Source organism: Paraburkholderia sp. J41 (genome assembly GCF_905220235.1).
GTDB lineage: Bacteria > Pseudomonadota > Gammaproteobacteria > Burkholderiales > Burkholderiaceae > Paraburkholderia.
Window position 1 is genome coordinate 28,476 of record NZ_CAJMZE010000018.1, and the last position, 20,498, is coordinate 48,973.

Genomic DNA, 20,498 nt, shown 5'->3' on the forward strand with positions numbered 1-20,498 from the left:
TTGCTGCCGCGCACCGCCAGGCGTGAATACCGCATCACCGCGCCAGCTAGCCGGACAGGAAACCCGGCGGACAAGAAACCCGGCGCAGTCGCACGAAGAAGTCGGAAAACGACGACGATGCAGGCGGCACACGCAGCGGTTCAGGCGGTAAACGCGCAGGGCTCGCGGTCGTTGACAAAAAAGCTGTCAAATTCCCTACGCGGTTCGACTCGGCATTATCCTGAATCAGGGAAAACACCGGCAAGATCATTTCAAAGTCTTTACGTTGTTACAAACCGGAAACACTCCGCAACCCCTTGTTTTCAAAGACAGTTCTAGATTAGGGTCTGCGCCGTTCCAGATTAGGGGTCTGCGCCGCGAAAGACTACGCTGCGAAAATGCGGGCTGCTGCCGCACCGTTGCCGCCGTACTTGACGATTTTCTTTCGCTGCTGCCAGGCGTGCGGCTTGCGACCGATGCGCGGCGGCACAGGGAACGCAGCATGGCGCGATCCCGAATGCAATCCGTAATTCTATCTTGAAATTGACCCGCAAAACCCGTTGAGCCTGCGCCGCAACAGCACGCGCGCAACCTGTATTTTCCGGCCCCATGTCGCGATATGATGCGCGTCCGCCGGGCACACGCAGTGCGTCATGCGCGATGCGTGTTTACAATGCGCAGGTCCGCCCTTGTATGAGCGCGCCCGACGCCGCCCATCGGCGCGGTTTTGCACCGCGCGAATCCCGACTACCTTTGAACTTGCACGGACGAAGCTCCGTCAGACCGACCGCCAATCAATTGGAACATCTGACCATCGCCCAGCGTAACGCCCACAACGCAAAGCTCGCGAGCTATGCGCGGCGTCCGCTCGCGTTCCTATTCCGCTATATCAAGCGGCACCCGTTCGCACACGCCATCGTGCTCGCCAGCGTGTTCGCAGCCGTGGGCTGCGCGCTCGCCTCGCAGTACGCGATCAAGCATCTGATCGACGTGCTCGGCGCGGGCCGCCATCATCCCGGCCCGCTCTGGAGCGCCTTCGCGATCCTCGTGGGCTTGATCGCCGCCGACAATCTGCTCTGGCGGGTCGGCGGCTGGTTCGCGGCGCACACCTTCGTGGCCGTGACGGGCGACTTGCGGCGCGACCTCTTCCAGTATCTGAGCGGGCACTCGCCCACTTATTACGCGGAAAAGCAGCCCGGCACGCTCGCGAGCCGCATCACGGCCACCTCGAACGCCATTTACACCGCCGAAAACACCACCGCCTGGAACGTGCTGCCGCCGTGCATCGCCGTGGCGGGCGCGATCGTCATGATCATCGCCGTCAATCCGCTGATGGCGGCGGGCCTGCTGGTTTCGTCGGCGATTCTTTCGGTGATTCTCTTCAAGCTTGCCGGACGCGGTTCGTCGCGCCACCACGCGTTCGCCTCGAAAGCGGCCGCCGTGGACGGCGAACTCGTCGACGTGATCGGCAACATGGCGCTCGTGCGCGCGTTCGGCATGACCGTGCGCGAGCAGTCGCGCTTCGGCTCGACCGTCAAGGCCGAACTCGACGCCCGCCGCCAGAGCCTGCTCTACCTCGAAAAACTGCGCCTGCTGCACGCCGTGATCACGGCCATGCTGTCCGCCGGGCTGCTCGGCTGGGCGCTATGGCTGTGGAATCAGGGCAAGGCCACCTCGGGCGACATCGTGCTGGTGAGTTCGCTGGGCTTCACGATCCTGCACGGCACGCGCGACCTCGCCGTGGCACTCGTGGACGTGACGCAGCACGTCGCGCGGCTTGCCGAAGCGGTACAGACGCTGCTCGAACCGCACGGCATGCCCGACCGCGACGACGCCTCGGAACTCGTCGCGCAAGGCGGCCGCGTGGAATTCGAGAGCGTGACCTTCGCCTACCCGCACCGCAAGCCCATTCTCGACCGCTTCGACCTGCGCATCGAGGCGGGCCAGCGCGTCGGCCTGATCGGCAAGTCGGGCGCGGGCAAGACCACGGTGCTGGCGCTCTTGCAGCACTTCTACGACACCCAGGGCGGCGCGATCAAGATCGACGGCCAGGACATCGCGCATATGACGCAGGACAGCCTGCGCCATGCGATCGCGCTCGTGCCGCAGGATATTTCGCTGCTGCACCGCTCGATCTACGAAAACATCGCCTATGGCCGCCCCGATGCGAGCCGCGACGAAGTGCTCGCGGCGGCCCGCGAGGCGCGCTGCGCGGAATTCATCGAGGCGATGCCCGAAGGCTACGACACCATCGTGGGCGACCGCGGCGTGAAGCTCTCCGGCGGCCAGCGCCAGCGCATCGCCATCGCGCGCGCGATCCTCAAGAATGCGCCGATCCTGCTGCTCGACGAGGCCACCTCGGCGCTCGACAGCGCGTCCGAAGAGGCGATCCAGCAGGCGCTCGACCGCCTGATGGTCGGCCGCACCGTGATCGCCATCGCGCACCGGCTGTCCACGCTGCACAACTTCGACCGCATCATCGTGATGAGCGCGGGCAAGGTGATCGACGACGGCAGCCCCGACGAATTGCGCAACCGCCCCGGCCTTTATCGCGACCTGCTGGCGAAGCAATACGGCAAGCAGTCCACGCTGCATCTGGGCAACAAGAAGGCCGACGAAAAACACGTGGCCTGACGCTTCGCGCGCCAAAAACATAAAAGCCGCTTCGATGATCGAAGCGGCTTTTTTTTCGTCCTGCCTTTTCCGTCTTGCCTTTTTCGTCTGCCGTCGCGGCTATTCCGACGACGCTTGCGCGAGCGGCGCCGCCGTGGCCGCGCGCCGTGTTCGCACGGCGCCCAGATCGCTCATGAAACGGTCGCGCCACACCGAAACATTGTTCTCGCGAAGCTGCGCCATCATGTCCCGGTAACGCGCCACGCGCTCGATCAGCGGCATGGAAAGCGCTGCGTTGAGGGCGTCGGCCATGCCGTCGATGTCGAGCGGATTGACGATGAGCGCGCCTTCCAGTTCCTGCGCCGCGCCCGCGAAGCGCGACAGCACCAGCACGCCCGGATTTTCGGGGTCTTGCGCCGAGACGTATTCCTTCGCGACGAGGTTCATGCCGTCGCGCAGCGGCGTGACGTAACCCACATTCGACGCGCGAAACAGCGCCGCGAGCACCGAGCGCTCGTATTGGCGATGGATGTACCAGATCGGCGTCCAGTCGAGTTCGGCGTAACGGCCGTTGATGCGCCCCGATTCGGCCTCCAGCCGCAGCCGGATGTCCTGATACGCGTGCAGGTCGGCGCGCGTGGGCGGCGCGATCTGCACGAACGAAACCCGGTTGCGTTGCGCGCTCGCTTGATCGAGCAGGCGCTCGAACGCGCGAAACCGCTCGACGAGACCTTTCGAGTAATCGAGCCGGTCGACGCTCATGATGACCTTGCGGCCGTGCAGCGTCGACTTGAGCGTGCGCACGGGCTTGCCGCGCTCGCCCGCCTTCGCGAGTTCGGCGATCTCGTCGGGATACACGCCGATCGGATAATCGTTCGCGTGCAGCGTCCGGCCGAACGCCTCGATGCGCGTGAGCCCGCCCGCTTCCTTTTCGACACGGCCGTCCGCCTCGTTCACGATGTAATCGCAAAACGCGCGCAAATCGGGCTTCGTCTGAAAACCGAGCAGATCGAACGAACATAGCGCCTGCACGAGTTCGCGATGCGGCGGCACCGCGAGCAAAACCTGCGAAGCCGGAAACGGAATGTGCAGGAAAAAGCCGATGCGGTTCTGCACGCCCGCCGCGCGCAGCGCCTGGGCGAACGGAATGAGGTGATAGTCGTGGACCCAGATCACGTCGTCGTCGCGCAGGAGCGGCACGAGCTGCTGCGCGAGCCACGCATTCACGCGGCTATAGCCTTCGTATTCGTGGCGGTCGTACTGAACGAGATCGGCGCGATAGTGGAATGCGGGCCAGAGCGTCGCGTTCGAGAAGCCACGGTAATACTGGTCGTAGTCGCGGCGCAGCAGGCCGATGGTCGCGAACGTCACCGGTCCGCGCTCCTCCAGCGCGATCTGCGGCTGGCCCGAGGCGAGCACGTCGCCGCTCCAGCCGAACCACATGCCGCCGGTTTCCTTGAGCGCGTCGTAGACGCCCACCGCAAGGCCGCCCGCCGCCGGGCCGCCCTCGGAAATGGGTGCGACGCGGTTCGAGACGATGATGAGCCGGCTCATGACACCAAAACCGCGGCAAGGAGCGAACGGGTCATGCGCACGTTCCGCACGTTCCGCACGTTCCGCATGTTGGGCACGTTCATTTGGCGGCGTGCATCGCGGCGACGAGCGCGGCGAGCCAGCCGAGCAGCGCTTCGACCGATTCCACGCGGGTGTTGGCGATGGTGTCGCCGCCGCCCACCTTGATCGACACCCCGCCCTTTTCGTTGACGACGGCAAAGCCCTTCTCGTCGGTCAGGTCGTCGCCCGCGAACACGGGACGGCGGCCCGCGAACGGCGGTTCGTCGAGGAAGGCGCGCAGCGCGCGGCCTTTGTCGACATCCTTCGGCTTGATTTCGTAGACCATCTTGCCGGGCTGAAGCACGTACGCATCGGCGAATTCGGCGGCCAGACGCTCGGTCGCGGCGCGCGCCACGCCTTCGTGCTCGGGCGCGTTGCGGTAATGGAGCGCGAGCGCGGCGCCCTTGATCTCGAGCAGCATGCCGGCGTGCGTGCGCACGACTTCCGCGAGCACCTGCTCCATATGCAGCAGCCGCTGATCGTGAAACCCGATGCGCTGCATGTCGCCGTTGGCGTCGCGGCGCTCCGCGCCGTGCAGGCCGGCGATGGGCAGATCGGGCATGCCGAGGAACGTGTCGATGCTCTCGATGCCGCGGCCCGAGACGATCGCCACGGCGCCGTGCGTCACGCGCCGCAGGTCGGCGAGCAGCGCGAGCATGTCGGGACGCACCAGCACGCCGTCGGGCGTGGGCGCGAGATCGACGAGCGTGCCGTCGAAATCGAAGAAAAATGCCGTCTGTTCAGGCGGCAGAACTGCCGGAAGTGCTTGCATTACGGTCTTTTCGTCCCTCGGCCAAGGCCGGGTTGGTTCGGGCCGCGAACGGTTGCCGAAAGAAGTGTGCGCATCTTACCGCGCCTTCACCTGATTTTCGAGAAAGTACGGGCCGCCGGCGCGCCCGCGCGGGAGAGATGCCGGATCGCGCGGCCACGAATTTTCGGCGATACGGCGGCCCCGCGGCGAACACGCCATGATGGATCGCTCGCGAGCGGGGCTTGTCAACGCGGCTAATAACGCGGCTTTCGAACACGCGGATAACAAGGTTTGCGAACACGCCACGTGAACGGCGGCTTACGAATACGAAACAACGGCGAAATAGCGACGAGATTCAGCGACGAAACACAGCGGCAAACCACAGCGGCGACGGCGCACAAGCGCCTTTTCGCCGGCTGCGACCAATCGCCGCGCAATTCGCGCAATCCGGCGCGCGGCCGGCTAGGATACGCGCTCGCGCATACTCGCCAGTCGTGCCGCGCACCGCAGCGCGGAGCCAATTTTGCTACATTCGCAAACGACGAGCCGCATCAGCGGCCCGGCCATCGTAACCGATCGAGCCCACGAGACCGTCTTGTTGCCCCGCCTCATTTCACCACCCTCACCGTCGCCGGTGCCGTCATCGCGGCCGCTTCGCGCTTGCCGCGCCGCCGTGCTGCTGGCGGGCGCGGTGTGGCTCGGCGCGTGCTCGCACGCGGGCGAGCCGTGGGAACTGACCAACGTGAGCGGCCATTTGCCCGATCTTGACTTCAAGCTCACCGGCGACAATGGCCAGCCCGCCACGGGCGCGAGCTTTCGCGGCAAGACGGCGCTCGTCTATTTCGGCTACACGCATTGCCCCGACGTTTGCCCCGAAACCATGGCGCGACTCATGAACGTGCTGGCAAAACTCGGCCCCGACGCGCAAAACGCGCGCATCCTCTTTATCAGCGTCGATCCCGCGCGCGACACGCCGCAGGCGCTGCATGCCTACGTGGGCGCATTCGACGCGCAGCACGCGCGCGGCCTCACGGGCAGCGACGCACAAATCCAGGCGCTGGCACAACGCTACCGCGTGGCGTATCAGATGGAAAAGCGCGAGCCCAACGGCGACTACGAAGTCACGCACAGCTCGGCGGTTTATATCTTCGACACCCAGGGCCGCGCGCGCCTGCTCGCCACCGACCGCGACACGCCCGATGCGATCGCGCACGATCTGCGCCGCGTGATCGCCGGCACAAGCTGAACGGCCCATCGCACGACGCTTTGCAACCGCTTCATCACAGGAAAACGCAACAGGACGACTTATGACGAAGAACCTCAAGTCACTGACCGCCTCTTTCGGCTTCGCGCTGACCGCGCTCGGCACGCTCGCGGCTTTCGCGCCGGCCGCGCACGCCGCCGGCGCGCTCAGCGCGCAAAATGCCTGGGTCCGCTGGCTGCCCAACAATCTGCCCGCGGCGGGCTATGTGACGATCAAGAACGACGGCAATCAGCCCGTGGATCTCGTCGACGTATCGAGCGATGCGTACGGCATGACGATGCTGCATCAAACCGTGTCGAACGGCTCGACGCAAAAGATGGTGATGGTGCACAAGGCGACGGTGCCCGCGCACGGCACGCTCGCCATCTCGCCCGGCGGCTATCACCTGATGCTCGAAGAGGCGAAGCACAAGGTCGCGCCCGGCGACACCGTGAACGTGAAGCTGCACTTCTCCGACGGCGAGACGCTCGACACGCCGTTTGCCGTGAAGTCGCCCGCGCAGCAGTAACGGCGCGATCGTCGCGCGCGCAAACGCTGCGATACACCCGGTGAGCGCACCGCGATGCACCTGACAAGAGCGCCGCAATGACCCTGCTCGATTGGCTCGAACCGTGGGAGCCCTCGCCGACGGTCGTGATCGTCATGTTGATCGCGGCGGTGCTGTACGTGCGCGGCAAACGCCACGCGCGCGTCACGTTCGCGCGCCAGCTCTCGTTCTGGTTCGGCTTGGGCGCGCTCTATGTCGCGCTGCACACGCGGCTCGACTACTTCTTCGAGCACGAGTTCTTCATGCATCGCGCGCAGCATCTCGTGCTGCATCATCTCGGGCCGTTCTTCATCGCGCTCTCGTATCCGGGCGCGGCGCTGCGCGCGGGCATTCCGTTCGCGTGGCGGCAACGCTTCGTGCGGCCCGCCCTCGCGGCGCGGCCGGTGCGAATCGCGCTCGACGTCGTGATGCATCCCGTCGTCGCGGTCGTGCTCTTTGTCGGGCTTATCTACTTCTGGCTGTTTTCGCCGATCCACTTCATCGCCATGATCGACTGGCGTCTTTATCGCGTGATGAACTGGAGCATGGTGATCGACGGCCTGCTGTTCTGGTGGCTCGTGCTCGACGCGCGCCCCGCGCCGCCCGCGCGACTCTCGCCGGGCAAGCGCGTGCTGGTCGTGATCGCGGCGATTCCGCCTCAGATCGTGCTCGGCGCGTTCATTTTCTTCACGCCGCGCGAGCTGTACCCCGTCTATTCGATTTGCGGCCGCGCGTTCACGTGGCTTTCGCCGCTGCGCGATCAGCAGATCGGCGGATTGCTGCTGTGGATTCCCGGCTCGATGATGAGCGTGATCGGCGCCCTGATTGCGCTGCGCCACTGGATGCGGCTTTCCGCGCGCGGACGCCTGCCGCAGTCGCGCCACTCGCGCGCGCTGGGCGGCGAAAGCCAGACGCTGCGCACGTAAAATTGCCGCCGGATCGGGAACGCCGGTTGTGTGCTTTGGCTGCGCTTCAAGGCGTGCTGCAATCCGGTGCTTCAATCACGTGCTTCAAACGCGTGCTTCAAACGCGTGCTTCGGGTAAGCACTTCGGGTTAGCACTTCGATCAAGCGCTTGCATTAAGCGCTTCGGTTGCGCATGCCGGTCGCGTGCTTCGGTCGAGCAAAGAGCGGCGCGCCTATCGCATCAAGCCGAACGCATCCATACGTGCGGGATGCCATCCTCGTCGTGAACCTCGCCTTCGGGCGCAAAACCGAACGCGCCGTAGAACTTCTGCAAATGCGCCTGCGCGTGCAGGCGCATCGGCGCGCCGGGCCATTGCTTGCGGATCTGCGCAATGGCGCGTTCGAGCAGCGCATTGCCCAGCTTGATGCCGCGCCAGTGCGGCGACGTCACCACGCGGCCGATACGCACGCTCGCGTCGGCGGCGTCCGGCAGCAGCACGCGCAGATAACCCGCCAGCTCGCGCGCGCCGTCACGCTCGCCCCACGCCAGCATATGCCACGCGTCGAAGTCGAGACCGTCGATGTCGCCGTAAACGCAGTTCTGCTCGACGACGAACACTTCGGAGCGCAGCTTGAGCAGCAGATAAACATCGCGGGCGCCGAGCGCGCCGAAGTCGTTCCACTGCCAGTCGAAGGCGATTTGCGTGGTTGGGGGCGAGGCGGGAGACTGCGCGGTCATGATCCGTGATTTCCGTCAAAGACAAACATTGCGATGGCCACGATTATGCCGCGCCCCGGGCGCGTGACGCATCGCGGCGGCGGTACTGCCGCGGCATAACAGCGACGCGGCAACGCCCCGCCACCGGCACGCTCACTTGCGGCGGCGCGGCTCGTACTTGCGCCAGAACCTGAACGGTTCCTCGTGCAGATCAATATCGAGATCGACGATGCGCGCCTGCAAATTCTCCTGCGCGTCCACGATGGCCTTGTTGTAGACGGCCGGCGCGATCTCCTCGAGAAAGAAGCCAAGCAGCGCACCCGCGGCGATATTGCCGATGGGCTCGTCCATGTTGGTGTCGAAGTAGCGCTGGATCGACGCAATCGCCTCGGCGCGCGCGTCTTCGGGAAGTTCGATAGCCATGTCAGCGAGCCCGATAAAAACGTGGCCGCCATTGTGCGGCAGCGTGGCGCGCAAGGAAACGCGCCAAAACAAAAAGCCACCCGAAGGTGGCTTTCTGCTTGCATCTGGAGGCGCGAGCCGGAGTCGAACCGGCCTACACGGCTTTGCAGGCCGCTGCATAACCGCTTTGCTATCGCGCCAGAAGCGGACTGACCGGCGATCACGGCAACCGGGCAGATTTAAACGGCAGCCCGTGCATTCAGGGCTCGCCAAACAAAAAGGGAAGCGCTGCTTCCCCTTGGCATATGGAGCGGGAGACGAGTCTCGAACTCGCGACCTCAACCTTGGCAAGGTTGCGCTCTACCAACTGAGCTACTCCCGCATATGTACAACGCTTTACTGCATTCAGCCGCACTTCAATCTGGAGCGGGAGACGAGTCTCGAACTCGCGACCTCAACCTTGGCAAGGTTGCGCTCTACCAACTGAGCTACTCCCGCAGACTGCACTCGATCGCGCTTTATACTAACGCTTTTTACCTAACTACCCGGCAACTAGCACTGATCTTCGGCTAACTCCCCTGCATTTGCTTGCTTGCAACTGCGTGTGCAGCGGAGAAGTGAGATTATGTATAAGGCGCAGAAACGTGTCAACCCCCTCGCGCGATCTTTTTGGAAAAATCTGCGCGAGGCGCGCGGCGCAGCGCTACAGACTGCCTCGCTCGCGAATCTGCGGCCACGCGAGCTTCATGTAATAGAGCATCGACCAGATCGTGAGGAAGGCCGCCACGTAGATAAGCCACGCGCCCCACACGCGCGAGTCGAACAGCGTCGTGCCGCCGAGCGTGAGCGGCGCATAGAACAGCAGCATGGGAATCGCGACCATCTGGCACGCGGTCTTGAACTTGCCGAGCGAATTCACGGCCACGCTCTTCGAAGCGCCGATCTGCGCCATCCATTCGCGCAATGCCGAGATGGCGATCTCGCGCCCGACGATCACGAGCGCGATCACGGCGTCGAGCCGTTGCAGATGCACGAGCACGAGCAGCGCGGCCGTCACCATGAGCTTGTCCGCGACCGGATCGAGGAACGCGCCGAACGACGAAGTCTGATTCCACTTGCGCGCAAGAAAACCGTCGAACCAGTCGGTCAGCGCCGCGAGCACGAAAATCAGCATTGCCGACACGTTCTGCTGCATCGGGGAAAGCATCGTCTGCGGCAGATAGAACACGCCGACCACGAGCGGAATCGCCAGGATACGCAGCCAGGTCAGGAGAATCGGGATATTGAACGGCATCGGCTGGCGCTATCAGTCAGGATAGATGCGATAAAAGGAGATGCAATTGTGCCGCGTCGCCTCCCCTCCCACAAGCAAGGCGGCGCGCGACTTCACGCAACTTCATGCGGTTTCAATGCAATTGCTGGTAGATCTGCTCCGCCAGCGCATGGGAAATGCCCTCGACGCTCGCGAGGTCGTCAACGCTCGCCGACATCACGCCGCGCAGCCCGCCGAACCGCGCGAGCAGGCGCTGGCGCCGCTTCGCGCCCACGCCCTCAAGCTCCTCCAGGCGCGAAGTCTGGCGCGTCTTGCCGCGTTTCGCGCGCATGCCCGTGATGGCGAAACGGTGCGCCTCGTCGCGAATCTGCGCGACGAGCATGAGCGCGGCGCTTTCCTTGCCGAGTTCGAGCGGCGCGCGGCCGTCGGCGAACACGAGGGTTTCGAGGCCGACCTTGCGCCCTTCGCCCTTCGCCACGCCCACGAGTATCGCCGGATCGAGGCCCAGTTCGCTGAATACCTGCCGCGCGATCTCGACTTGCCCCTTGCCGCCGTCGATCAGCACGATATTGGGCAGCGTCGCGCCGGGCGGCGGCGCATCTCCGGCCTCGACCCTCTCACCGCCCTCACCGCCCTCGCCGGCTTCGGCTTCCTGCGCGGCCGCGTCCGGATCGGCGGGGTCGGCGGCGGGCGGCGTCACCGTGTGCGTCGCGTCCGGCACCGGCGTTTGCGCCGCCTGCGCGACCATCTTCTCGTAGCGGCGCGTGAGCACCTGGCGCATGGCGGCGTAGTCGTCGCCAGGCGTGATGCCCGTGATGTTGTAGCGCCGATACTCCGACGACTGCATCTTGTGATGGTGATACACCACGCACGAAGCCTGCGTCGCCTCGCCCATCGTATGGCTGATGTCGAAGCATTCGATGCGCAGATGCGCGAGATCGTCGAGTTCGAGCCCGAGGAGTTGCGCGAGCGTGCGCGTGCGCGCCTGCTGCGAGCCTTGCTCCGAGAGCAGCCGTGCGAGCGCGAGCCGCGCGTTCTGCTCGGCCATCGCGAGCCACGCGCGCTTTTGCCCTTGCGGCTGGCGCAGCAGCGTGACCTTGTGGCCGGCCTGCTCGCAGAGCACGTCCACGAGTTCGCGCGTGGCGGGCGGGTGGCTCACCACCAGCACCGGCGGCACGCGGTTGCCGAAGTAATGCTGGGCGATGAACGCGTCCAGCACTTCGGATTCGATGCCGATCTCGCGCGTCTTGCGCGCTCCGGTTCGCGGTTCGGACGCGCCGGAGCCGGCCAATGGCGATTGCGCGTCGGCGCCGGAATCGGCCTCATCTTCCGCCGCCTGGTCTTCGCGCGCTTCGTCGTCGGCGAGATCGGCCGCGAGTCCGAGCGGATCGGGCACGGAATCGGTGTCCGCTTCGGCTTGCGCTTCGGCATCGGCTTGCGCTTCGGCGTTCACCTCGTCGACGAAATCCTCGACGGTCTTGCGCGCGAGCGACGGCAAGGACTTGAGCGCGCTCGCCGCGAGCACGGTCTCGCCGTCGATCTCCTCGGCCACGCCGCCTTCCTCGTCGGTGAGCGCGCGTTCGACATGCGCCGGAAAGTACGCCTTGTCGCCCAGATGCCGGCCGCCGCGCACCATCGCCAGATTCACGCAGACGCGCCCGCCCAGCGCCACCACGGCCAGAATGTCGACGTCGCTCTCGCTGCCCGTTTCGATCACCTGCTGATGCAGCACCGTCGACAGCGAACTCATCTGGTTGCGCACCGCCGCCGCCTGCTCGAACTTGAGATCGGCGGCGAACGCGTGCATCTTGGTTTCCAGCTCCTTCATCACCTCGTTCTGCCTGCCGAGCAGAAAGCGCGACGCGTTGCTCACGTCGCGCGCGTAATCCTCGGCGCTGATCGCGCGCACGCAAGGCGCGGTGCAGCGCGCGATCTGATGCAGCAGGCACGGCCGCGTGCGGTTGCTGAACACCGAATCCTCGCAGGTGCGCAACTGAAACACGCGTTGCAGGATCTGGATGCTCTCGCGCACGGCCGAAGCGCTCGGAAACGGCCCGAAATACTGGTTCTTGCGGTCGACGGCGCCGCGGTAATACGCCATGCGCGGAAATTCGTGGCCCGTGATCTTGAGAAAGGGATAAGACTTGTCGTCGCGAAACAGGATGTTGTAGCGCGGCGCGAGCGCCTTGATGAGATTGTTCTCAAGCAATAGCGCTTCGGCCTCGGAACGCGTGACCGTGGTTTCGATACGCGCGATGCGCGACACCATCATCGCGATGCGCGGCGAAAGCAGCGTCTTCGTGAAGTAGCTCGATACGCGCTTCTTGAGGTCGCGCGCCTTGCCGACGTAGAGCACCGCGCCGTGCGCGTCGTAATAGCGGTAGACGCCGGGCAGATGCGGCAGTTGCGCGAGCGCCTTTTTCGGGTCGAAAACGTCGGTGTCGGTCATCCAGTTTCGGGGACGGGTGGTGCGGGTGGTGCGGTATTCGCGTTCGGTGCGCGTTCGGTGCGATGCGGGCGGCCGGTCTGCACCGCCGTCGCGACGCATTCATGGCGCTGTCCTAGAATCGCAAGTTTAGATCATTCCGCGCCGCGCCGAACCTGCCGGCCGGACGCCCGCGCCCCTCATGACCCAGCCCTCCACGCCATCTTCGACACCCGCGCCGGCGGCCGCCCCCGCCGAAACCGTCGCCGCCTCGCCGCGCGCCTGCGCCGACTCGACCATCGCCTGCGATCTCTTTTGCGCCGTGATCGACAACTTCGGCGACATCGGCGTGTGCTGGCGGCTCGCGCGCCAGCTCGCGCGCGAGCACGGCTGGCAGGTGCGGCTGTTCGTCGACGATCTGCACGCGTTCCAGAAGCTCTGCCCCACGCTGGACACGGCGCGCGCGACGCAAACCGTCGACGGCATTCTCGTCGAGCACTGGCACGAACCCACGCACGCGGGCGAAACCCTGCGCATCGCCGACGTGGTGATCGAAGCGTTCGCGTGCGAACTGCCGCCCGTCTACGTGGCCGCGATGGCCGCGCGCGCGCGCAAACCCGTCTGGCTCAATCTCGAATATCTGAGCGCCGAAGACTGGATCGCCGACTTTCACCTGCGGCCGTCGCCGCATCCGCGTTACGCGCTCTCGAAACATTTTTTCTTTCCGGGCCTGGGTCCGGGCACCGGCGGCGTCATCAAGGAAAGCACGCTCGACGCCGCGCGCGCCGACTTCGAGCACTCGCCCGAAGCGCGCGCCGCCTGGTGGCAACGGGCGACCGGCGGCCCGCCCCCCGGCGCGGACGCAACGGTAATCTCGCTGTTCGCCTATGAAAATCCGGCCGTCGACGGGCTGCTCGCGCAGTGGCGCGACAGCGCCTCGCCGATCGTGCTGCTCGTGCCCGAAGGCCGCATTTCGGGTGCGCTCGCGCGCTTTTTCGACCTGCCCGCGTTCGCCGCGCCGGCGCGCGCGGAACGCGGCGCACTGCGCGCCCACGCGCTCGCGTTCACGGAACAACGCGGCTACGACGCGCTGTTGTGGGCGAGCGATCTGAACTTCGTGCGCGGCGAGGATTCGTTCGTGCGCGCGCAGTGGGCGGGCAAGCCGTTCGTCTGGCATATCTATCCGCAGGCGGACGCCGCGCATCTGCCGAAACTCGACGCCGCCCTCGCCCATTACGATCGCGCGCTGCCCGAGGTGCCGCGCGCGGCGCTCGGCCGTTTCTGGCACGCGTGGAACGGCGGCGGCACGCCCGACTGGCGCGATTTCGCCGCGCATCTGCCCGCTTTTGCCGCGCGCGCGCGGTCCTGGCGCGACGAGCTCGCGCAAGTCGGCGACCTCGCCGCAAACCTAGCCGAATTCGCAAAAAGTCAGTTAAAATAAGCGGTTATCCGGCGGCAGCCGTCTCAAGTGGATCTCGCACGTTTCGCGAAAGGTTTCCCCGAAAGCCGCGTCTGCAAAAGGCAGGCGCAAGAGCAACATAAAAAGGGGCCGCATCGAACGAATCCGCTTGCGACGTTTGCCGCCGCGCACACTCGAAGCTATTTAAATCTGGACAGGACAGTTTTTTATGAAGACCGCACAGGAACTCCGCGTCGGCAACGTCGTGATGATCGGTAACGACGCCATGGTCGTGCAGAAGGCCGAGTACAACAAGTCGGGCCGCAACTCGGCCGTCGTAAAGATGAAGTTCAAGAACCTGCTCTCCGGCGCGGGCATGGAAACCGTGTACAAGGCCGACGACAAGTTCGATGTCGTGGTGCTCGACCGCAAGGAAGTGACGTACTCGTACTTCGCCGACCCGATGTACGTGTTCATGGACGCCGACTACAACCAGTACGAAGTCGAAGGCGAGATGATGGGCGACGCGCTCCACTACCTCGAAGACGGCATGGCCTGCGAAGTCGTGTTCTACAACGAAAAGGCCATCTCGGTCGAACTGCCCACGGTGCTGGTGCGCGAGATCGTCTACACGGAACCGGCCGTCAAGGGCGACACGTCGTCGGGCAAGGTGCTCAAGACCGCCAAACTCCACACCGGTTTCGAACTGCAAGTGCCGCTTTTCTGCAACATCGGCGACAAGATCGAAATCGACACGCGCACGAACGAATATCGCAGCCGCGCGTAAATGAAGTAAGCGAACGTCCATGCGCGGCGCATTTCGATGCGCGGAATGCATGCATGGCGGATCGTATGAAGAAAGCGCCCCTCGGGGCGCTTTTTCTTTTTCGTCCGAACGTGTATGTTTGAGCCTGCCGCGGGAATTCTTACCGGTTCATGCGCACAAACGTACAAACTTGTAGGTTGATGGAGCGCTCGAAGCGACCGCATCTGGCGCGTCGTCGAGCGCAATATCGACCGTGGCACGGTTTCTGCTGTGAGGGAAGCGCAAGCGTTAGGCACTTTTCCCTTCACTGGAGGAACACGATGAACAACGACATTGCTGAAGGCAAGTGGAAGCAAATGGTTGGCAAGGCCAAGGCCGCCTGGGGCGAGTTGACCGACGACGAGCTCATCAAGGCCGAAGGCCGCGCCGATCGCCTCGCCGGTCTGATCCAGGAGAAGTACGGCAAGACGCGCGACGAAGCGGAGCTGGAAGTGCGCCGCTGGTTCGACGCGAACCGTCCGTTCGATTAACGTCGATCAACGTTGATTAGCGTCGATTAACGTCGACTAACGGATTCCGGGGCACGGCCGACGCGGTTGCCCACTTGCGGCTCGTACGGGGGTTGCGCGCATGTCGGATAACCCGCTTCCGGCGTGCTCGTGGAATTATTGGACGGACGCCGGCGGCCCGCTGCCCGGCCGCGCCGTCGCGCCCCCGATCTGGCGCAGCACAACTGGAAGGACCGGAATGAATAACCCGATTCGAGACATTTCGGTGATCTCGGTGACATCTTTCGTATCGTGCCGCGCCGATGCGCGCCGCGACGCCGTCCGCCGGGCAGCCGCCTCGCGGGCGCTGCCCGCGCGCAACCGCGCTCATCCGTAAGCCTATCGCCATGCCCCACGCGCTGATTGTCGAAGACGATCCCAATAGCCTGTCCGGCCTTTCCGCGATCCTGTCCGCCGACGGGTTTTCCGTCGACACGGCGGCCACGCTCGCCGAGGCGCGCGCCGCGCTCGCCCGCTTTATCCCCGACGTCGTGCTCGTCGACCTGAATCTGCCCGACGGCGGCGGTCTCGAACTGCTCCCTCACCTGCCCGCGCAGCCGCCCGGCGGCGCGCTGCCCGTGATCGTGATGACCGGCAACGCCACGGTCGAAAGCGCGATCGAAGGGCTGCGCCACGGCATCTGGGACTACCTGCTCAAGCCGGTCAACATTCCGCGCCTGCGCAGCCTGCTCGCGCGCATTCCGCGCCCGTACGAACTGACGGAGGAAGTTCGCGCACTGCGCTCGACGCTGCGCGAACTGGGGCGCTTCGGCCCGATGCTCGGGCGCAGCAACGCGATCCAGCATGTCTACGACGCGCTCGAACAACTCGCGCCCACTGAGTCCGCCATTTTGATCCACGGCGAACCCGGCACGGGCAAGGAAGTGACGGCTCGCACGCTGCATCAATTGAGCCGCCGCCGCAAGGGACCGTTCGTGCTCTGCGACGCGCGCTCGCTCGTTGCCGAAACCGCGAGCGGGCGGCCGCTCGCGAGCGTGCTGTTCGGCCACGAGCGCGGCGCGTTCGCGGGCGCCGAGCAGCGCGAGCCCGGTCTCGTCGATCAGGCGAGCGGCGGCACCCTCTTTATCGACGAACTCACGGAGTTGCCGCGCGAGCAGCAGGAAGCGCTGCTGCGCGCGCTCGACTCGCAAACCTTCATGCGCGTGGGCGGCAGCAGCGAAGTCGGCACCGACTTCCGCCTGATCGCCGCCACGCGCGCGACGCCGCGCGACGCCGTGCGCCAGGGCGCGCTGCACGAGGATTTGTGGATGCGTCTGGACGCGGCCTCGATCCTGCTGCCGCCGCTGCGCGAGCGCGACGACGACGCGGCGCTGCTCGCGACCGCCTGCATCGACGAATTGAACCGCCAGGCGCACTCGCCCGGCACGAACGGCGCGGGCGGCGCGAACAGCACTGGCGCCTCGACGCGGCTGATTTCGCCGTCGTTCGTGCGCGAATGCCTCGCCTACGACTGGCCGGGCAACGTGCGCGAACTGCACGAGCGCGTGAAGCGCGCGTGGAACGCGTCGGGCGAAGTGGTGGAAACGCTGTACGCCGAGGAGGCCAACGGCTCGGGCGCTCGCGACGTGAACGGCGGGCGCGTGCAGGTGACGGTGGGCACGCCGCTCGCCGACGTCGAGGAAATGCTGATTCGCGCGACGCTCGATGCCGTGGGCGGCACGCGCCACCGCGCGGCGTCGCTGCTCGGCATCAGTCCGAAAACGCTTTACAACAAGCTCCAGCGCATGCGTCTCAACTGAGATCGCGGTTCGGGCGAGGTTCGGGCGAGGTTCGAGCGAGATTCGGGCTAAATTCGGCACATTCAGACGCAGACGAAAAAGCGGGCCTTCCTGACGAAAGGCCCGCTTTTTTTATCGCGGCGGTACGGTACGTTGCGTTCCGGCGCTCAGGCCAGCACGGAACGCAGCAACGCCTGCGCTTCGATATAGCCCGGATCGGCCACGAGCTTGTTCCAGCGCTGCGCCTTGCCGCGCCCGCTCATGCGCTTGATGCGCTGCGCCGACGCTTTCGGCGAGCGCCGCGGCTCGCCCGCTCGCAATGCGTCCAGCACCTTTTCGGCTTCGTGCGGCTGGTTGCAGATCAGCACCATGTCGCAGCCCGCCTCGAGCGCCGCGCGCGCGCCTTCGGCAAGCGTGCCGCCCTGGCGCGCCGCTTCCATCGAAAGATCGTCGCTGAAGATCGCGCCCGTGAAGCGCAAGCGCTTGCGCAGAATGTCCTCCACCCAGATGCGCGAGAAGCCGGCCGGCTTCGTATCGACCTTTGGATAGATCACGTGGCCCGGCATCACCGCCGCGAGCGAAAGGCCGAGCCAGTCGTACGGCAGCGCGTCCTCGCCGAGGATCGATTCGAGCGGCCGCTCGTCCACCGGCACCGCGACGTGCGAGTCGGCGGTCGCGAAACCATGTCCCGGAAAATGCTTGCCGCAGTTCGCCATGCCCGCGAGCGAAAGACCGTGGTTGAGGCTCTTGGCGAGCAGCGTGACCACGCGCGGGTCGCGGTGAAACGCGCGGTCGCCCACGACTTTCGACTGCCCGTAACCGAGATCGAGCACCGGCGTGAAGCTCAGGTCGATGCCGCACGCGCGCAATTCGCTCGCGAGAATGTAGCCCACGGCCGTCGCGAGCTTGGTCGCGAGCAGCACGTCCTTGTCCCACAGCGCGCCGATGCGGCCCATCGCGGGCAGCACCGTGAAGCCGTCGGTGCGAAAGCGCTGCACGCGGCCGCCCTCGTGGTCGACGGCGATCAACAGGTCGTCGCGCACGGCGCGAATGGCGTCGGTGAGCGCGACGAGCTGCGCGCGATTTTCGTAGTGGCGCGCGAACAGGATCACGCCGCCGGTCATGGGATGCGCGAGACGGCGCACGTCGTCGTCGGTCAGCGTCGTGCCGACCACGTCGAGCATGACCGGTCCGGGAAGAGTCTTCATCGGTCGAACAGGTGAAATCGGTTGAGTGAGATGCCGCGGCGCGCGGCTTTCGTTGTGTCCGCGCCGCCGGTCAGCGACTGGTTTCGGCGACGACGAACGATACCGCGTAGTCGTGCTCGTCGGTGATCGTCACGTGCGCCGTGATGCCGCGCTCGTCGAGCCATTGCGCGAGCGCGCCGGAGGCGACGATCACGGGGCGGCCGCTACGCTCGTTGAGCGTCTGCATGGCGCGCCAGGTCATCGGCATGCGCATGCCGAGCCCGATCGCCTTCGAGAACGCTTCCTTCGCGGAAAAGCGCGTGCATAGATACGCGAGGCCGCGCGCCGCCGAACGCGCCTTGCGCGCCTCGTACACCGCGAGTTCCTCCGGGCCGAGCACGCGCGGCGCGAAGCGGCCGTTGGTGCGCTCCATGACCGCCGCGACGCGGCTCACCTGGATGATGTCGGTGCCGATACCGTAGATCGCCATGAGATGTCCGTCGGTGATTGATGAAAGCGCGTGGCGCCGGCCAGGCGGCGGGCGCGACGGCTATCCGCGCTGCGAGGAAAGGCGCGCGGCGACCATGATCGCCTTCATTTCGCGCACCGCATTTTCCCAGCCCGCGAAGACCGCATGCGCCACGATCGCATGGCCGATGTTCAGTTCGACGATGCCTTCGACGGCCGCGATCTGCTGCACGTTCGTGTAGTGCAGGCCGTGGCCCGCGTTGACCTTCAGACCGAGGCTGTTGCCCGCGTTCACGCCCGTCACCACGCGCTCGAATTCGCGCGCCTGCTCGCTCGCGTCGCGCGCTTCGGCGTAGCGGCCCGTGTGCAGTTCGATCACGGGCGCACCCGCTTCGTGGGCGGCGCGAATCTGCGTTTCGTCCGGGTCGATGAACAGCGAGACGCGGCAGCCCGCATCGGCAAGCTGGCGGCACGCGGCCGCGACCGCATCGAAATGCCCCGCAACGTCGAGACCGCCTTCGGTCGTCAATTCCTCGCGCTTTTCCGGCACGAGGCAAACGTCGTGCGGCTGAATTTCGCACGCGATGTCGAGCATCTCGCTCGTCACCGCGCATTCGAGATTCATGCGCGTTTTCAGTTGCGGCCGCAGCGCGCGCACGTCGGCGTCGACGATATGGCGGCGATCCTCGCGCAGATGCAGCGTGATGGCGTCGGCGCCCGCTTCCTCGGCAAGCAGCGCCGCGCGGATCGGATCGGGATAAGCCGTGCCGCGCGCATTGCGCAGCGTGGCCACGTGGTCGATGTTCACGCCGAGGTCGATCACGTTGGGCGAAGTCAGAAAGAAGCTCATAGGTTCTGCAAGTCGATCAGGATCTGGCGCGTCGCGAGCGGCGTGCCGCCGAGGTAGGTGTTCAGCAAAAAGCGCATGAGGGCCTTGCTCTGCGCCACGGTTTGAGGCCGATGGTAATCGTCCTCCTCCATGTCGAGCAACGTCTGTCCGGCAAGCACGGGCCACTGCGCGGGCCATTCGTCGGACGCTTCGCGCACGCCGCGCTCGGGATCGAACACATAGCGCCCTTCGGCCACCACGCTCTTGCGCGCGACGGTGCGATTGAGCGCGAGCGCGTAGCCGGTTTCACGCAGCAGCACGCGCTCGAACGAGCGCAACACCTGCACGGGCGGCTCATCGTGCGCGAGGCGCGTGAGCGTGACGACGTAATGGCGAAAGAGCGCCGGATGCGCGTCTTCGCGCGCGAGGAATTTGACGAGCAGTTCGTTGGCGTAGAAGCCGCATAGCAGCGCGTCGCCGGTGAGCGGCAACATGCCGCCGACCCATTCGGCGCCGGTGAGCGTGCGCACCTCGCCCTTGCCCGTCCATGAAAGCGTGAGCGGCTGGAAGGTTTGCAGCACGCCGCGCAGCGCCGAATGCGGGCGCTTGGCGCCCTTCGCCACGAGCGCGACGCGGCCGTGATCGCGTGTGAGCACGTCGATGATGAGGCTGGTTTCGCGGTACGGATAGCTGTGCAGCACGAAGGCGGGCTGCTCGGCGACGCGGTAATCGGGCGTCGCGCTGCGCGAGGCGCGCGGCAATTGCGAGCGCGCCGTGGTTTTGCGCGCCGCGCGCGGTTCGGCGCGGCCTTCGAGCGTGGCGTCGGCGTTTTCGCTCATCGCGTCGCGCCCCGCGACGGATCCGCCGGAAAGCCCGGTCGCAGACCCAGCGGCGGACTTGCCCGCGGACTTGCCGCGCTTGATCGAGGCGGGCGGCTTGACGGCGCGCGGGCGCACTGCCTCCTCATCGCCCGACTCTTCGAAGCGTGCATCCGGGCGCGCGCCGGACCGCGCCGGCGCCGACGCATCGTCCGTGGGCCAATCGTCATGCACGGTTGCGGCGGCGCCTTCGCTCATGGTCGGTCCGCGGCGC

The 20,498-nt window shown here is 65.8% G+C and carries 18 protein-coding genes and 3 tRNA genes; 8 read left to right on the forward strand and 13 right to left on the reverse strand.

Annotated features, from left to right (window positions below):
* Positions 1 to 777 precede the first annotated feature (777 nt).
* Positions 778 to 2,613, forward strand: a complete 1,836-nt coding sequence (locus U5805_RS19240) for an ABC transporter ATP-binding protein (RefSeq protein WP_322105086.1) — start codon at positions 778 to 780, stop codon at positions 2,611 to 2,613.
* 99 nt (positions 2,614 to 2,712) lie between these two features.
* Here the strand turns inward: U5805_RS19240 and otsA are convergent, their stop codons facing one another.
* Together otsA and otsB are read right to left on the reverse strand one after the other, a co-directional pair.
* Positions 2,713 to 4,146: an alpha,alpha-trehalose-phosphate synthase (UDP-forming) gene (gene otsA / locus U5805_RS19245; RefSeq protein ID WP_322105087.1), complete on the reverse strand. Its 1,434-nt coding sequence runs from the start codon at positions 4,144 to 4,146 to the stop codon at positions 2,713 to 2,715.
* A gap of 79 nt (positions 4,147 to 4,225) precedes the next feature.
* The gene (otsB, locus tag U5805_RS19250; protein WP_322105088.1) at positions 4,226 to 4,978 is read right to left on the reverse strand and encodes a trehalose-phosphatase; all 753 of its coding nucleotides are present in this window, start codon (positions 4,976 to 4,978) and stop codon (positions 4,226 to 4,228) included.
* A 652-nt stretch (positions 4,979 to 5,630) separates the two neighbouring features.
* Here otsB and U5805_RS19255 point away from each other — a divergent pair.
* From U5805_RS19255 to U5805_RS19265, 3 genes are all read left to right on the forward strand, one after another.
* Positions 5,631 to 6,203, forward strand: a complete 573-nt coding sequence (locus U5805_RS19255; RefSeq protein ID WP_322105089.1) for an SCO family protein — start codon at positions 5,631 to 5,633, stop codon at positions 6,201 to 6,203.
* 61 nt (positions 6,204 to 6,264) lie between these two features.
* Positions 6,265 to 6,729, forward strand: a complete 465-nt coding sequence (locus U5805_RS19260; protein ID WP_322105090.1) for a copper chaperone PCu(A)C — start codon at positions 6,265 to 6,267, stop codon at positions 6,727 to 6,729.
* 77 nt (positions 6,730 to 6,806) lie between these two features.
* Positions 6,807 to 7,673: a cytochrome c oxidase assembly protein gene (locus U5805_RS19265; RefSeq protein ID WP_322105091.1), complete on the forward strand. Its 867-nt coding sequence runs from the start codon at positions 6,807 to 6,809 to the stop codon at positions 7,671 to 7,673.
* Between the two features lie 220 nt (positions 7,674 to 7,893).
* On the opposite strand, the gene U5805_RS19270 is transcribed toward U5805_RS19265, so the two are convergent.
* The 7 genes from U5805_RS19270 to uvrC all read right to left on the reverse strand — a co-directional run bounded on the left by U5805_RS19270 (position 7,894) and on the right by uvrC (position 12,494).
* On the reverse strand, positions 7,894 to 8,391 hold the full coding sequence (locus tag U5805_RS19270; RefSeq protein ID WP_322105092.1) for a GNAT family N-acetyltransferase: 498 nt from the start codon (positions 8,389 to 8,391) through the stop codon (positions 7,894 to 7,896).
* Between the two features lie 132 nt (positions 8,392 to 8,523).
* On the reverse strand, positions 8,524 to 8,793 hold the full coding sequence (locus U5805_RS19275) for a DUF2164 domain-containing protein (RefSeq protein WP_322105093.1): 270 nt from the start codon (positions 8,791 to 8,793) through the stop codon (positions 8,524 to 8,526).
* 105 nt (positions 8,794 to 8,898) lie between these two features.
* Positions 8,899 to 8,972: transfer RNA gene (locus U5805_RS19280), tRNA-Cys, on the reverse strand.
* A gap of 106 nt (positions 8,973 to 9,078) precedes the next feature.
* A tRNA-Gly gene (locus U5805_RS19285) sits at positions 9,079 to 9,154 on the reverse strand.
* 40 nt (positions 9,155 to 9,194) lie between these two features.
* Positions 9,195 to 9,270 (reverse strand) — tRNA-Gly (locus tag U5805_RS19290).
* Positions 9,271 to 9,475: 205 nt separating this feature from the next.
* The gene (gene pgsA, locus U5805_RS19295; RefSeq protein WP_322105094.1) at positions 9,476 to 10,066 is read right to left on the reverse strand and encodes a CDP-diacylglycerol--glycerol-3-phosphate 3-phosphatidyltransferase; all 591 of its coding nucleotides are present in this window, start codon (positions 10,064 to 10,066) and stop codon (positions 9,476 to 9,478) included.
* Positions 10,067 to 10,178: 112 nt separating this feature from the next.
* Complete coding sequence (uvrC, locus tag U5805_RS19300) at positions 10,179 to 12,494, reverse strand: excinuclease ABC subunit UvrC (RefSeq protein ID WP_322105095.1); 2,316 nt, start codon at positions 12,492 to 12,494, stop codon at positions 10,179 to 10,181.
* Positions 12,495 to 12,672: 178 nt separating this feature from the next.
* Here uvrC and earP point away from each other — a divergent pair, with 178 nt between their 5' ends.
* From earP to U5805_RS19320, 4 genes are all read left to right on the forward strand, one after another.
* Positions 12,673 to 13,911: an elongation factor P maturation arginine rhamnosyltransferase EarP gene (gene earP / locus U5805_RS19305; protein ID WP_322105096.1), complete on the forward strand. Its 1,239-nt coding sequence runs from the start codon at positions 12,673 to 12,675 to the stop codon at positions 13,909 to 13,911.
* 187 nt (positions 13,912 to 14,098) lie between these two features.
* Entirely contained in the window at positions 14,099 to 14,656 is a 558-nt protein-coding gene (gene efp, locus U5805_RS19310; protein ID WP_322105097.1) for an elongation factor P, read from the forward strand.
* Between the two features lie 299 nt (positions 14,657 to 14,955).
* Positions 14,956 to 15,165 (forward strand): CsbD family protein, encoded by a 210-nt coding sequence (locus tag U5805_RS19315; RefSeq protein WP_322105098.1) that lies wholly within the window; start codon positions 14,956 to 14,958, stop codon positions 15,163 to 15,165.
* 365 nt (positions 15,166 to 15,530) lie between these two features.
* Positions 15,531 to 16,943 carry a sigma-54 dependent transcriptional regulator gene (locus tag U5805_RS19320; protein WP_322105099.1) on the forward strand — a complete coding sequence of 471 codons (1,413 nt, stop codon included), beginning with the start codon at positions 15,531 to 15,533 and terminating at the stop codon, positions 16,941 to 16,943.
* Between the two features lie 146 nt (positions 16,944 to 17,089).
* Here U5805_RS19320 and nagZ read toward each other — a convergent pair whose 3' ends face one another.
* The 4 genes from nagZ to recO all read right to left on the reverse strand — a co-directional run bounded on the left by nagZ (position 17,090) and on the right by recO (position 20,482).
* Positions 17,090 to 18,130 carry a beta-N-acetylhexosaminidase gene (gene nagZ / locus U5805_RS19325; RefSeq protein ID WP_322105100.1) on the reverse strand — a complete coding sequence of 347 codons (1,041 nt, stop codon included), beginning with the start codon at positions 18,128 to 18,130 and terminating at the stop codon, positions 17,090 to 17,092.
* Positions 18,131 to 18,200: 70 nt separating this feature from the next.
* Positions 18,201 to 18,599 carry a holo-ACP synthase gene (gene acpS, locus U5805_RS19330; protein WP_322105101.1) on the reverse strand — a complete coding sequence of 133 codons (399 nt, stop codon included), beginning with the start codon at positions 18,597 to 18,599 and terminating at the stop codon, positions 18,201 to 18,203.
* A gap of 60 nt (positions 18,600 to 18,659) precedes the next feature.
* Positions 18,660 to 19,427, reverse strand: coding sequence for a pyridoxine 5'-phosphate synthase (pdxJ, locus tag U5805_RS19335; protein ID WP_322105102.1), 768 nt, complete (start codon positions 19,425 to 19,427; stop codon positions 18,660 to 18,662).
* Complete coding sequence (gene recO, locus U5805_RS19340) at positions 19,424 to 20,482, reverse strand: DNA repair protein RecO (RefSeq protein WP_415914633.1); 1,059 nt, start codon at positions 20,480 to 20,482, stop codon at positions 19,424 to 19,426. The genes pdxJ and recO overlap by 4 nt, the downstream gene beginning before the upstream one ends.
* Positions 20,483 to 20,498: the final 16 nt, after the last annotated feature.